This is a genomic window from Pseudocolwellia agarivorans (assembly GCF_002000085.1).
In the GTDB taxonomy this organism is placed as follows: domain Bacteria; phylum Pseudomonadota; class Gammaproteobacteria; order Enterobacterales; family Alteromonadaceae; genus Pseudocolwellia; species Pseudocolwellia agarivorans.
Genome location: NZ_MUZU01000003.1, coordinates 276,701 through 289,261, shown reverse-complemented (window position 1 = coordinate 289,261; position 12,561 = coordinate 276,701). Strand labels below are relative to the sequence as shown.

At 34.9% G+C, this 12,561-nt stretch carries 13 protein-coding genes; 8 read left to right on the top strand and 5 right to left on the bottom strand.

Going from position 1 to position 12,561, the window contains the following annotated elements:
• Nucleotides 1-10 precede the first annotated feature (10 nt).
• On the top strand, nt 11-877 hold the full coding sequence (locus B0X80_RS06955; protein ID WP_077339113.1) for a hypothetical protein: 867 nt from the start codon (nt 11-13) through the stop codon (nt 875-877).
• Between the two features lie 107 nt (nt 878-984).
• Here the strand turns inward: B0X80_RS06955 and B0X80_RS06950 are convergent, their stop codons facing one another.
• Nucleotides 985-2,052 (bottom strand): hypothetical protein, encoded by a 1,068-nt coding sequence (locus B0X80_RS06950; protein WP_077339112.1) that lies wholly within the window; start codon nt 2,050-2,052, stop codon nt 985-987.
• A 579-nt stretch (nt 2,053-2,631) separates the two neighbouring features.
• Here B0X80_RS06950 and B0X80_RS06945 point away from each other — a divergent pair.
• The 5 genes from B0X80_RS06945 to B0X80_RS06925 all read left to right on the top strand — a co-directional run bounded on the left by B0X80_RS06945 (nt 2,632) and on the right by B0X80_RS06925 (nt 8,828).
• Entirely contained in the window at nt 2,632-3,267 is a 636-nt protein-coding gene (locus B0X80_RS06945; RefSeq protein ID WP_077339111.1) for a hypothetical protein, read from the top strand.
• Between the two features lie 2 nt (nt 3,268-3,269).
• Nucleotides 3,270-5,129: a DDE-type integrase/transposase/recombinase gene (locus B0X80_RS06940; protein ID WP_077339110.1), complete on the top strand. Its 1,860-nt coding sequence runs from the start codon at nt 3,270-3,272 to the stop codon at nt 5,127-5,129.
• Nucleotides 5,123-6,082 carry a TniB family NTP-binding protein gene (locus B0X80_RS06935; protein ID WP_077339109.1) on the top strand — a complete coding sequence of 320 codons (960 nt, stop codon included), beginning with the start codon at nt 5,123-5,125 and terminating at the stop codon, nt 6,080-6,082. The genes B0X80_RS06940 and B0X80_RS06935 overlap by 7 nt, the downstream gene beginning before the upstream one ends.
• The gene (locus B0X80_RS06930) at nt 6,082-7,734 is read left to right on the top strand and encodes a TniQ family protein (protein ID WP_175623892.1); all 1,653 of its coding nucleotides are present in this window, start codon (nt 6,082-6,084) and stop codon (nt 7,732-7,734) included. Before B0X80_RS06935 ends, B0X80_RS06930 begins: the two co-directional genes overlap by 1 nt.
• A gap of 404 nt (nt 7,735-8,138) precedes the next feature.
• Nucleotides 8,139-8,828: an AbiU2 domain-containing protein gene (locus B0X80_RS06925; RefSeq protein WP_077339107.1), complete on the top strand. Its 690-nt coding sequence runs from the start codon at nt 8,139-8,141 to the stop codon at nt 8,826-8,828.
• Nucleotides 8,829-9,111: 283 nt separating this feature from the next.
• Here the strand turns inward: B0X80_RS06925 and B0X80_RS06920 are convergent, their stop codons facing one another.
• The 3 genes from B0X80_RS06920 to B0X80_RS06910 all read right to left on the bottom strand — a co-directional run bounded on the left by B0X80_RS06920 (nt 9,112) and on the right by B0X80_RS06910 (nt 10,832).
• Entirely contained in the window at nt 9,112-9,633 is a 522-nt protein-coding gene (locus B0X80_RS06920) for a hypothetical protein (RefSeq protein WP_077339106.1), read from the bottom strand.
• A gap of 147 nt (nt 9,634-9,780) precedes the next feature.
• Nucleotides 9,781-10,398 (bottom strand): DUF1287 domain-containing protein, encoded by a 618-nt coding sequence (locus B0X80_RS06915; protein ID WP_077339105.1) that lies wholly within the window; start codon nt 10,396-10,398, stop codon nt 9,781-9,783.
• A gap of 47 nt (nt 10,399-10,445) precedes the next feature.
• Nucleotides 10,446-10,832, bottom strand: a complete 387-nt coding sequence (locus tag B0X80_RS06910) for a hypothetical protein (RefSeq protein ID WP_076417585.1) — start codon at nt 10,830-10,832, stop codon at nt 10,446-10,448.
• Between the two features lie 185 nt (nt 10,833-11,017).
• On the opposite strand from B0X80_RS06910, the gene B0X80_RS06905 reads away from it, so the two are divergent.
• Nucleotides 11,018-11,311, top strand: coding sequence for a DUF2845 domain-containing protein (locus B0X80_RS06905; RefSeq protein WP_077339104.1), 294 nt, complete (start codon nt 11,018-11,020; stop codon nt 11,309-11,311).
• On the opposite strand, the gene B0X80_RS20705 is transcribed toward B0X80_RS06905, so the two are convergent.
• The gene (locus B0X80_RS20705) at nt 11,289-11,501 is read right to left on the bottom strand and encodes a PepSY domain-containing protein (protein ID WP_077339103.1); all 213 of its coding nucleotides are present in this window, start codon (nt 11,499-11,501) and stop codon (nt 11,289-11,291) included. The genes B0X80_RS06905 and B0X80_RS20705 overlap by 23 nt on opposite strands.
• A gap of 317 nt (nt 11,502-11,818) precedes the next feature.
• Between B0X80_RS20705 and B0X80_RS06895 the strand changes: the two genes are divergently transcribed.
• On the top strand, nt 11,819-12,544 hold the full coding sequence (locus B0X80_RS06895; protein WP_077339102.1) for a siderophore-interacting protein: 726 nt from the start codon (nt 11,819-11,821) through the stop codon (nt 12,542-12,544).
• Nucleotides 12,545-12,561: the final 17 nt, after the last annotated feature.

The following is a 12,561-nucleotide window of genomic DNA, read 5'->3' as shown; positions in this document are numbered from 1 at the left end:
AAATGGTAAAATGAAATACGAACAACGGATTGTTGCTTTTATAGACATTCTTGGCTTTAAATCACTATTAAGTGAAACTACTGACAAGAAGGGAATTGACGACGAAAAAGCCATTAATGCTGTCATATCCGCTTATGAAGCAATAAGAGATATTTGGGATTTAGATAAGAAATCTGATTATTTAGACACACAATCTTCTGACTCAAAAAAAGTATCCATTTTTTCCGATTGCCTAGTGGTTTCATTCGAAGTAAATCAACCAAGTCAAGTTTTCTACACCTTATTAGAGATTAAGTGGTTAATTATGAGATTAATTTCGAGAAAAATATTGTGTAGAGGTGCAGTCTCTTTAGGTAAATTTATTCACACTGACCACTACCTTTTTGGCCCGGCTCTCGTTGAAGCATATACTTTAGAATCTAAAGCAGCTATGTATCCACGAGTCATATTAGATCATACAGTAATTGAAGCAGGTGCTCAGAACAGTATTATGGAGCATGAGACTAGCGAAGAATTAGCATATGTTAAGTCGTTATTAGAGCAAGACTCAGATGGCATGTATTACATTGATTATTTCTTTAAAGCACAGTCTGAACTCGATGATCCAGAATATGATTTTCCTGAATATATAAATAATCTAGGTTCAATTATTCGCAAAGGATTGATGGGTTCCAGCCATCACAGTAAAGCAGATGTTCGAGTAAAATACTCTTGGATGAGAGAACGCTATAATCAAATGGTAGAACAAGTAACAGAACCGAAAATTATCGAAAACTTAAATAATTCTGGGGATTATGAATTGGCAAGTTTTTATAAGGACCTCAAGAAAATAAGTCCCAAAAAGTATGTAGTAAAAGGGTTGTCACGAAAAAAATAAAAACTATAGATATGTTGCATAATACCTATAATTTTTTAAATTCAGATTAATTCTTTAGTCATAGATACTGCCACAAAAGGGAGCTTCCCCTTTGTGGCACATCATAGCTACCTAGGTGTAAGCTTTTTAACTTGCCTCTCTATCTTCGCCTTTTTATCATCAGAAATGGCTGGAAGCGATAAACCCTCATCACCAACAACATCCATAGGTCCATAATCATCATAATCTTCACCAGTATAAGCGTTGATAGCGCGAAGATTAGATTTGGTTACATCGATACCTTTTGACAAACCAACATAATGCCAAAACCATTTCTCTTCGTTATTATCAAGTGAATCAATTAATTCTATGACGCTGTATCGACTAGGTGACTGCAATACATCAGCTTTTAACCAAGCATCGTCCATATCTATGAACACGCAAGGCGATTCTAAATCACCGTGTTTCAAAATATACTCTTGAGCCTCTAGAACAAGGTGTGGTTCATCTGAGAAATATTTAGTCCAATGTTGTTGGTAACTGGGTTCAAAAAGCGAAGCGGATGCTTTTATACCTTCAGGGCTGGGCAACTCAATATCATCACACGCTTCAAGCTTTTTTAACAAAGAATTAAAGAATTCGCGATAGGAGCTAACTAAATTGTATCGCCCAGCAACTTCAGACTGAAGCTCGTTAAGCGTATGGTTAGCTAGTTTCTTGTTATACCAATATTCCCCACTTCTGTTGTCAGGGTCCTCATCATATTCAGCTAATAGCTGCGCTGAAAAAACTAACCCCATTAAAGATGCTTCTGTGTCATTTTCGTCAACCAGTGACGTTAAAACATTGAGCATACTCGTTGAAGCTAATGCCTCTTCAAAAGTCGCGTTCATATAAAACGTGTAAATGTTATCTAAAGAAACATTGTTGAAGTGCTCCCATGCTTGCTCAATATGCTGACATACTTGAAGTGACTCACCTGCATCAAACCCTAACCCCTGCAACCGTTCAAAACACTGTCTGTTGGCTAGCTCAAGATTATCAACATTAACGTTAAACGCAGATTGAAACGCAGCATAACTTTTGAAGCCACAAAATGAGGCAAAAGCTTCATATAAATGACTTTTCTTAATCGATGGAAGTACTGTTTTTAGCTCAGAATGAGCCGTAAAGATGATAGGTTTTAAATTTTTCATATACATATCCATATGCTTGAGACAGTGGTTAACTGTTATCAATCATTGCTACACGCGATTACAACACGATCTCTCAAGCCATGTATGTATTAATCAAAATTTAAATAGATATTGGTTTTTCTTTATGCCTTTTCAGACTAATTTGCTGTTTTTCACTCGCGTGCAAGTGTGGCTAGCGCCAGCAACTAAAGTATATAAATTTTAGAACTATGGCAAGTTTTACTCAAAATCATCGCTAAATTGAGTTTTAAGACAGATTTGGCTTAAGAATGTTTACTTATAATTTTTGAGATATTAGATAAATTTCGTTATATACATAATTTCTAATAATGGCTAATTGATATATTAAAAAATAATATCAATTCATTCTTATTTTTCATTTACTTAACTAAAAGCTACTTATTTTCTATTAACCTTTAAAGATACAAATACGTATAACGCTATTATACGTATTTGTATAATAGCTTTTTATTATCAATACGTTACGGATATTTTTATACTAGAAACCAAATTGAATTCCCCTTTTTGATCGTCTAGCATTTTTTAGTAATTACCGATTTTGGAAACTAAGAGATGAAAATGAATCAAATTAAAAAAACAAGATATTTACCAAACTATCGAAATGGAAGAGGGATAGGTTTTTTCCAATCTGTAAAAAATGGCAGTCGAGTATGGTGTGATAGCCACCTAGAGCTTATGTCCTATCGATACCTCGACTTTAAAGCCGACATAGTTAGCTATAAAGCACAACCAGTGCAATACATATACGAGGGGCTAAATGGCAAAGACACTGGCTATACCGTAGACACGGAAGTTATCGATAATGAGAAATCGATAAAAAAGTTAGAGATAAAGCCAAAAGTCTTTGTTGATGACCCCGCAGAACAGCAACGTTTCCGACATTTTCGTGAATTGCTTTTAGAGTCTAAAAATCAACTAGTTGAATATTTGACGGATGAAGAGGTTTGTAAAGGGTTTACACAGCAAAACCTCACAAGGTTGTGCCATTTACGAAAGTTATCTCTAAACAAAGAGCAAGCTCTAACGCTTGCAAATGCTGTTGGTAAGTTAACAACTTGGGGAGCAATGCAGGAAACCGCTAAAAAGTTAAACATTACGCCTCGTATGACAAAGCTTATGTTGGCTCATCAGAAGTATCGTTTTGATTATGCAGAATTATTAACAAGCGAAACAAAATTAGAGATAGGAGCATAAAAATGAGAGCTACTATCGCTAACCTATCAACACACCAAAGAGTTAACACCCCAACTATGTCTGGGAGCATTAAATACTTTGACGAAAAAGTTGTTTTTCTAGAATTTGATAATGGGAAGCATCACCATCTTAAAACGGGTGAATTTATTTCCTCTTTAAACTCCAATAAATACACCTTGGTTGAGAATGCTATTTCTCTAAAATATTTTCCGCTTGATGAAGAACAGCAAAAAGTTGCCGAGTTTCGTCTAGCATACTGCGAAGCTTTAGATAAATTACCAAACCCTTGTGTAGAGATTTATGCAAACGAGGTAATTGATAATGTTTACGAAAAAATTAACGACAAACACCCTAAAAAACCAGCCTTTAAAACTTGTGATAAATGGCGTAGACAGTGGATCAGCGATGGACGTGATATTGCACCTCAAGTTTATAGTCACCACGGAGCTAGAGACCAACGGATGTCTCCCGAAGTCCAAGATTTTGTATATAGACTAGCGTGTAGGCATTATTTACTTAGAAGTCAGCCTCCTGTGAGTGAGTTCATCGATATTGTCGGAAGAAAATTCAAAGCAAAACGTAATGAGTTTTACCCTGAAACTTGTCCTACTGAAGGGAAGATTAGACGTTTTCTTAAAAGGTTACCTAAGCATATTGTTGATGAAAAACGACATGGTAAAGCCTACGCAAAGCTTGAAAATAGATCTGTACTGTCTTCAATTGAGACGACATTCGTATTAGAACGTGTTGAGTGTGACGGTTTAAGTCCAAATTTAGGGCTTCTTAATGATGATGGTAGTTATGCAGGAAAAGTCTCTCTCTTTTTTGTGATTGATTGCTTTACGCGCTGTATTCTTGGTTATACGGTCCAACTAGATAAAGGGGAATCATCAGCGGCAGTTGTGCACTCACTTTCTCATTCAGTTCGAATTCAAAATAAGCCTTCTGGTCAAGGAATAGGTGGGATAGGTTTAACGTATGTTTTGGATAATGGTCCCGGCTATCGTGCTGAAGCGACTAAACGGTTTTTAAGCGCGCTAGGTGCAGAAATTAAATTTTGCGCTTCGAGGACACCACAAGAAAAACCATATGTTGAGGCATTCAATAAAAAGATTCGTGCGGAGCTACTAACTAAAATAAAAGGATATGTTCCAAAAAAACGCAAAGAGGATATTACAGCAGAAAACCTTAAAAGCATGGCTAGAACCACCGTCACAGAGTTTTTAGTGCGTTTGGAACACTACATTTATGAGGTTTATCACAAAAAACCACTAATGGCTTTAAAACGCCAAACCCCATTAGAGGTATGGAATGAGAATATTCAATTTGCAGATCATATTACGCTAGAAGATATGGATGACCGTCTATTGTTAAGAGGCCGTGAAAAGAGGCTAACTCCATCTTTGAAGGCAGGAATTCAGCATCGTGGACAGCAATTCCATTCTTCTAAATTTAAGAGCTTTCTAGGTGGATACATCGACCAAATGGGTAAAGCGAAGAAAATTACGGTGCTAATTGATGACTTTGATGCCTCAGCAGTAACAGCGATATTACCTGATGGAACGATGCTGGAGCTGCTGAATAGCAAAGGCTCAGATAAATTCAAAGACGTTAGCTTTAGTACATTAAAATCTCAGTTAAAAGAGGAAACTCGCCCAGATACCGAAGACCCATTAACAGCCCAAAAAGCTCATAATATCATCAACAGAAAGCGTAGAAATGGTGAACCTGTACCTCAAGAGTACTTAACGCCTGAAGACTTTGAAAATGAAGAGTCGAGTACAAATCATTCTGAAGATAACTCAAGTACCGTCCCTCAATCTGATGAAAATCAATCTGACTTTGGAGAAGAGAAATGGTAACTAACGAGATTTTACAGGTGCATTCAAACAATACCGAACGAGAATTATTGCCTGCTACTAGAGAATTTTTAGAAAAGAAAACTAAAACACCTCGTATTAGTTTTTTGAACGAAGTATTTGATAAATGTAAAGCAACAGCGAACACCTGCAATCCTAGATCAATGGTACTGTCAGGGGTTGCTGGCGTTGGTAAGAGCCAAACCATAAAGCGTTATGTAAACAAGTACCCTAGGTTCAAGGAAGGATACCAAATAATCGTGCCTGTTTTATCTCTAGATGTACCCAAAAAAGCTACAGTCGTGACACTTACTGCTGAAATATTCAGGGCTTTAACAGGCGCTAAAGTCGTGACGGGAAGGACAGATAACCTTGCGAAACAAATTTACGGAAAATTGCGAAAAGCCAGAGTGAAGTTGATCATATTTGATGAATCACAGCACTTGTTGCGAGGCAATGGGACTATTACGCAAGACAATGTAGATGCGTTGAAAGAAATAATCAATGAATTACAAATACCGATAGTCCTTGTTGGCATGCCTAAAACAATAGAACTACTCAAAGTTAAGGGCAAATTTGAGGAAGAGCAGCAACTTAAATCTCGTTGCAGAAAAAACCATATTTTAGCGCCTTATAGCAATGAGGACTTGGGCTGGTTTCAAATCCTAAAGTTTTACCAAGGGATTCTTAACTGCGAGCTTGATTTAGTTGGGATGTCTGATGCCCTCTATCTAGCCACAGATGGGTTATTCAGAAACTTATCTTCGTTATTTTTGGAAGCGATTGAAATCGCTGGTTCAACTGAAACTATCGACATTGAGTGCTTAGTGAAAGCTTACGATGAATATCGCACTGAGAACCCATTAACTTTTAACCCTTTTGAGCTGAGTGCAAAACAATTGGATGGCGAAATCATTAGTTACTATGGTTCTAAGGAGTCGGAATGTACGAATTAATGACGCAAATCTTACCCAACAATAATGAAAGTGCTCGTAGCTACCTTGTTAGGCTGTCAGCAGAAAATGACTACATTGAGGTTAAGCAACTATTTTCACATTACAGGAATATAAAGGTTATCAACATAGCGAGTAGTGAAAGCAGCATTATAGAATGCGTTTGTAACCTCGTTGATACAGTTGAAGATGCTTCATTTTGGCCTGTTTCCGATGAACAGCAAGAACATTTGTCATACCTTATTGATAGACATCCAGTGGCTTGTCCTATGTGTATGCGAGATCAGAATTATTTAGTGAAAGATTGGCAGTTGATGCCGATTACCCACTGTGCGAAGCATCAAATCAAGTTAATAAATAAGTGCTCGTGCGGGGAAAAGTTTGACTGGGATTCGACCCTTATTGAATACGGATGTTCAAAATGTCTTAGTTCTTGGGATGATATTGCAAATCACTGCCAAGTTGAAATCATGCCAGAGCATGTATTACATTTTCACAGTTTAGGTTTTGAAGAGCGAGCGTCTTTTCTAGAAGATCTAGCGGAATCAATATATCGAGTACTTCGACCATATGACTCTCTGCATAACAAAATAAAGCTTTTACCTACAATGGTGGATAGTTGGAGTGATACAGCTAAACAGGGTTATGCGCTTTTAACAGACATTAATGCAATAAACACTTGGTGCCAATCGTTAGCTAGTGTAAGGCATCAATATAAAGCTGTAGGTGAACGTGCCGTCTACTTTCCTGTGTATGAGTTGCAAAAAAGACTTCAAGGAAATTGGCTAATAAAAGGCGTTAAACCAAATTATGTCTCGTTTGCCCCTAAAAATGAGCTTTTAAATGAAAGCACTATTTCACCGTGCAGGATCAGAAATGAATCGGCAAAAAAAGAGCTTAACGATGAGCTAGCCAATGAGCAATTACGCCATCATTTAGATCCTATAGGGTTTGCCGAAATGTTTAACTGTGGTATAGCACTTACGCGCAAGCTTTTTAAGCTTGAGTGTTTTAAAAATACGAACAGTATTAATAGCCGAAGAAATACAATTATTGATATTCGCCTATTTATGAGTTCGATCAGGACATGTGATACTGAAGTGCCAGAAAATACTGTATACCTTTCAGAACTTGAAGAGTTGATGTCCAATTACTTACTTTCTGATGAATTATTAGCATTTGAAATTATTGCAGCAAGATTACCTTTGCATATCGATAAAACTAAGAATTCGTTAATTGATTCAATCAAGATTAATGAAAAGGTTATTATTAATTTTTTGGAAACTGAGTACTTAAAAAAATTTGGTGCAAATTTTACAAAAGTCACCACAGCAAAGATTATTGGTATTTCCAGAACACTAGTTGGTCAGTTAGGCAAGGCGGGAATACTAGTTGAGTTAGATCCATCTTCCGATAGCAAAAGATATACAGGAAGATCCATTGCAAATTTTCTAGCAAACTATGAATGTATTGATAGATGGGGTGCTATTCATAATGTTGATCTTTATACAATTATGCTCGCATTAATCAGAAATAAGATTGACCCAATATTTGAGACTTCGATTTATAAAAAAACACCTAAATTTGTATCTATATTGAATAACCTTTATCACCCAAGTTGCCAAAAGCGAAAACAACTTTCTCTTCAAATTTAAATCTAGTAAATTTATGAGCCAAAAGTTAAGCAAATTGCTTAACTTTTTTTTGCTTTTTTCGTGAATATTTGTAATTATAAATATTGCAGATGCCTTATTTTTACTGGGCTGCATAGAATTCTATGGCTTAATGACAATTTGAATAAAATTCTCTCGCTTAATGAAAAAAGTTGGCTTTTTTTAATTTTTCATCTTCTCTCTACAGCCTATTCTGCTTGAACATTCGATCTCATCAAAAATGAAAATATCCATATTCAAGCATAAGTTTAAATGACTTAAATAGTTAAAAAAGCAAATAAGTACTATTTTTATATGCAGCCATCGAGAAATCCTTCGTTCTACAAGAAAGCGGATTAGATCTTGATATTACACTGTCAGGTGCTCAATATAATTAGGGTTAATAAATGAATTTCAAACAAAATTTTCCAACGACACAAAATATGCTAAATGAGATATGTTGCGGTTATTTTAGTGTTTGGCGTCAAGTTTTAATGTTGAAAGAGTCAACCAAAAACTCTGATGACATAAAGGAATTGAATAGTAATACTGTTTGTTTAGGTGTTAAATGTATCCAAGAAGCTTTATTATTTTCCACTATAACAGCTATAAATTCGTGGTTTATTGATCAATATAAACAGACAGCAAGTCTTCATCATGTAATATCTAAACTTAAAGATGATACATTTAGTTCATACCTTGAAAATTGGTATTCTAAACCGCCTAAAACAATAAAGTTAAATACCATTGATACAAGTTCTTGGTATGAACCTTTTATAGAAGAAAAAAAAGTAGAATTTAAAAATAAAAGGAAAGATGTTTTATATAAATATGAGTGTTTTATTTCATCCGATGTTTATAAAAGAGTGCGAGATTTAAGGCGTAAATATGTAGCACATAAAGATTTTAAGAATGGTCAACTTTATAATGTCGAGCATCATAGCCATCAAATTTCGGACTCAGAAACTATATTAAATACAATAGAGGAATTTATTTTTACGTTAAATCAACTTATGAATAAATCAGCATACCTTGATGATTCAAAAAGTTTTGAATCAGTGAGTCGAGAGTTTTGGTCTACTTTCACAAGCACCTAACAAGTGACTATGGCTTAAATTCTTAATAATTAATCTATTTTGACCGCTCAATATAAACAATTTCTCACCATTAATTTAGAGTGGTAACTGTTTTTTAATATCTGCTTTAGGTCTGGTGTTGGCATAAAATCATGGAAAAATTGACCGAACGTTTGGAGCGAAAAACAGCCCCACAAATGAGCAGCATATTAGGCTAATACGCTCCTTAATTTGCAAAGGCTTAATGTCAGCGATTAGCTAAAAATGTTCATTCAGTAATCGCTTAGGAGGTTTTTAAATTTTCTTAATCGTTCGTTTTATTTTGTATCGACAAATTAAAGGTTTTTACATCACAATGACTGAGGGCATCACAACCTTTGATCATAAACTTTAGACTTGAGAGGTCTTTATCTAGAAAGTTTTCACTGCCTAGAAAGTCACTTCCAATTGAACAAGATAGGTCATTGTTATCAATTTCACATTGAACTTCGCCTGTTGCGTTAGGACACAGTGATAGAGAAGCATTACCACATTTAAGCCCAACTATTTTATTGTTGTCAGACGGTTCTTGATCGTTGGCGGATAAATGTAAATCTATTCTGTAAGATTCTGAGGTGGGTGCTACCCACTGAACTTCAAAACTTGTACCTTTAGTAACTGTTATTTCTTCTCCTTCATAATAATCTCTTGCATCAAATCTGATATTTTGTAAGGTAAAAATTTTGGTGTCATCTGGTGAGTTATTGGTGTCGATAACTTCTTCGTCAGCACTTCCACCGCAAGCACATAGCACTAATATACTCATGGCTAATAAAATGTGTTTCATAAATGTCCTTATTATTTAGTTAAATGTATACAGAGTTGCCGACTCTGAACGATAAGATTAACGGTAGTTATTATAGCAGGAAGTTTAAGGTTTAATGTTTATTAAGTGGTTAAATTGTTGGACTAAACTTTATGATACAAACATAATTTACTCTTTTGAATTTTGCTTGTTCGATTCGCTATATTTCGGTGGTTCATATCTGTAATGGCCCGTGATTTTATAATCAAAAATCATATCATCAATTTTAGGGCCTTCCCCAATATTATGAACAATCATTGGATTACCTGTTATGGGGCTTACTTTATCTATTACGATGCCAATATGAGGAAGATTACCAGGTAACATCCAAGTCACTATATCTCCCACAGCGTAATCTTTTTTATTATTACTGTTTGTTAAAGTGACACCGTGCCTTTTAAAAAAAGTTTGTAAATTAGGAACTCGACGGTGATCTATATTTTTGTCTGGAGAGTTTAACCCCCATATTCTGTTTGAAGGGTAAACCGCAAAATTAGATGCCATATCTTCATGAACTAACATTTGTAAGTCAGTGCCTAAATTACGATAAGCTCGGATTATGACATCGGTACAAACGCCAATATTTTGAGGAACATCACCATTTGGATAAGGAATTGATAAGTAAGAACCGTCATATTTAATATTATGCGTAGTTCTTTCAATTAAACTTAAAACAATATCTTTATTAAACTCTGACGCATTTATTATTGAGCTGAAGAATATAAAAAATATGATCGATTTTTTCATGACTATCCCTAGAAATACAATGCTTTATTTTTGCGTGTTTACGTAGATTAAATATTATCTAAACATGAAAAATTACCACTTAATAATTCATCTTTATTTAAAACAATAGGCTTATTCGGAAATTTTATTCTTTGTCCTCCAGCACTTAAAGCGGCCTCTTTGAACGCTCGAGTTTCAACATTGGTAAAACCACCGTCACCATTTTCGAGCAAATGGATAATAATGGTTGTTGGCCCACTTAGAAATTTTTTCGGTGATAATTCTTTAACAATACTTTCGATACATTTTGTTACGCCGAAAAAATCTCCCATCAATGATCTTGGGTGAGTTAAAGCTTTGCTGATTTTTGTAGTCGTACGGCCTGACTTTAATTCTGTCGCTTTTATAAGGCCTTTACGAACTTCAAGATAAAGTATTGATTTAGTTAATATCATAAGAGTCTTTTATTAAATATAATGACTTTTGAGTGCAAAGTCCGTTTTTGTCATAAATACTTTGTTTGATGTTATTGTGATGCAACTTTATCAATGATGATAATATATTTTTGAATGGATATTTAATTATAAATAATGTGAACAAACATATAATTTACTCTGTAACTATATATAAGGATATAAAAATGAAACACACGCTATTATTTTTGTTAATGCTTACCTCTATCTCTACTTTAGCCGACAGTTTTAACCGTGAACTTTTTTCTATAAGGTGCAAAGGTGGGTTTGTTAAAAAAGAAATGAATAAATACAAGGTGATTAATTTATGTGGTTCCCCATTAGAAAGTGAGGTTATTTCAGGAGGGAATGAAGTAAAAAGTGAAAATTTAATTTATAAATTTAAAAAATCTAATTCTGCTCCATTAATAATATTTACGTTCAAATCAGGCGTATTAATTAAAATAACTGAAACAAGCTAAGTATTTTGAGTAAGTGCGACTTTTTAATTGATGTCGCTCTGCTGTATTTACGTTTTACCCATAGAGATATGCCCGAGTAAACGAAAAATAAGGGCATTAAACTGAGCAATCGCCAGAGTATTTTTAACGGCCACCCGATAAAGTCGTCAATATGACATTTGCACTTAAAGTTCCAAGCTTGTGTCGCCATCGATGCTTTACTAGCATCAAAACTGTTTAATAGCTTTCCTGAATATTGGGTTTTTTAGTTCCAATTATAGACATGGTTTTAGCAAGATCTCGTGTCTTAGTTAATCCGTTTTTCACTCCTACAGACCTTGTGTAATTTGCTCTATAGCCATTTTCTACGAATTAATAAACTTGTTTTCTCTTGTAATTTCACACTTACGTGAGTCATGAAATAAATTAAGTGTAAAATCAATTTGGTTGACAAGGTCTACTATTGTCAATATAGTTGACCCTATCAACTACTTGAGTTTTATTATTTATGAATTGGAGAAATATATTATGGGTCCTACTATGCGTATGACACAGGTTTTATCCGTGTGTGATCTAACTCCACATATGAAGCGAATTGTTGTAACGGGCGATGATCTTTCTGACTTTCCTGAAAACAAAGAAGGTGGCTATGTTAAAGCTATTTTTCCTAATCCTGAGGTAAACGATAAAAAGCCAAAACTTGGTATGTACTTAGGTTTTAGAAAGTGGATGCGCTCTTATACGATCCGATTTTTTGATAAACAAAATTTAGCGCTAACGCTAGATTTTGCGGTAAATGATCATCAAGGCTTAGCAAGTAATTGGGCGCTTCAAGCTAAAGTGGGAGATTATCTTGGTATCGCTGGTCCAGGAGAGCCTAAACATACTGATTTATTGGCAGATAACCATTTGTTTTTTGGTGATATAACCGCATTACCTGCTATAGCGACTACTTTAGAAAAGTTGGCTAATAATGCAACCGGACATGCCTACATACAGGTGCCAAGTGAAGAAGATATTCAGCCATTAAAAGCACCAAAAGGGATCAAAGTGCATTGGCTTGTAACACCTAATAAGTTAACCAATGAATTTTTAACGGGGCTTGCATCAAGAGGTAATAACTTGAAGGGCACAGCAATATTTATAGCAGCAGAGGCAAGTGTTGTTAAACAATTAAAAGAGTATTTAAATGAAAGCTGTAATTACGATAAATCAAGGCTTTATGCGAGTGCTTACTGGAACAAAAAAAGGTGATTTTATAAGTATCAAAT

Excerpts from the sequence above, each read along its gene's own strand:
- B0X80_RS06935 (WP_077339109.1), top strand. The coding sequence starts at position 5,123 with ATGGTAACTAACGAGATTTTACAGGTGCATTCAAACAATACCGAACGA.
- B0X80_RS06905 (WP_077339104.1), top strand. The coding sequence starts at position 11,018 with ATGAAACACACGCTATTATTTTTGTTAATGCTTACCTCTATCTCTACT.
- B0X80_RS06950 (WP_077339112.1), bottom strand. The coding sequence starts at position 2,052 with ATGAAAAATTTAAAACCTATCATCTTTACGGCTCATTCTGAGCTAAAA.
- B0X80_RS06955 (WP_077339113.1), top strand. The coding sequence starts at position 11 with ATGAAATACGAACAACGGATTGTTGCTTTTATAGACATTCTTGGCTTT.
- B0X80_RS06915 (WP_077339105.1), bottom strand. The coding sequence starts at position 10,398 with ATGAAAAAATCGATCATATTTTTTATATTCTTCAGCTCAATAATAAAT.
- B0X80_RS06940 (WP_077339110.1), top strand. The coding sequence starts at position 3,270 with ATGAGAGCTACTATCGCTAACCTATCAACACACCAAAGAGTTAACACC.
- B0X80_RS20705 (WP_077339103.1), bottom strand. The coding sequence starts at position 11,501 with ATGGCGACACAAGCTTGGAACTTTAAGTGCAAATGTCATATTGACGAC.
- B0X80_RS06925 (WP_077339107.1), top strand. The coding sequence starts at position 8,139 with ATGAATTTCAAACAAAATTTTCCAACGACACAAAATATGCTAAATGAG.
- B0X80_RS06930 (WP_175623892.1), top strand. The coding sequence starts at position 6,082 with ATGACGCAAATCTTACCCAACAATAATGAAAGTGCTCGTAGCTACCTT.
- B0X80_RS06945 (WP_077339111.1), top strand. The coding sequence starts at position 2,632 with ATGAATCAAATTAAAAAAACAAGATATTTACCAAACTATCGAAATGGA.
- B0X80_RS06910 (WP_076417585.1), bottom strand. The coding sequence starts at position 10,832 with ATGATATTAACTAAATCAATACTTTATCTTGAAGTTCGTAAAGGCCTT.
- B0X80_RS06895 (WP_077339102.1), top strand. The coding sequence starts at position 11,819 with ATGGGTCCTACTATGCGTATGACACAGGTTTTATCCGTGTGTGATCTA.
- B0X80_RS06920 (WP_077339106.1), bottom strand. The coding sequence starts at position 9,633 with ATGAAACACATTTTATTAGCCATGAGTATATTAGTGCTATGTGCTTGC.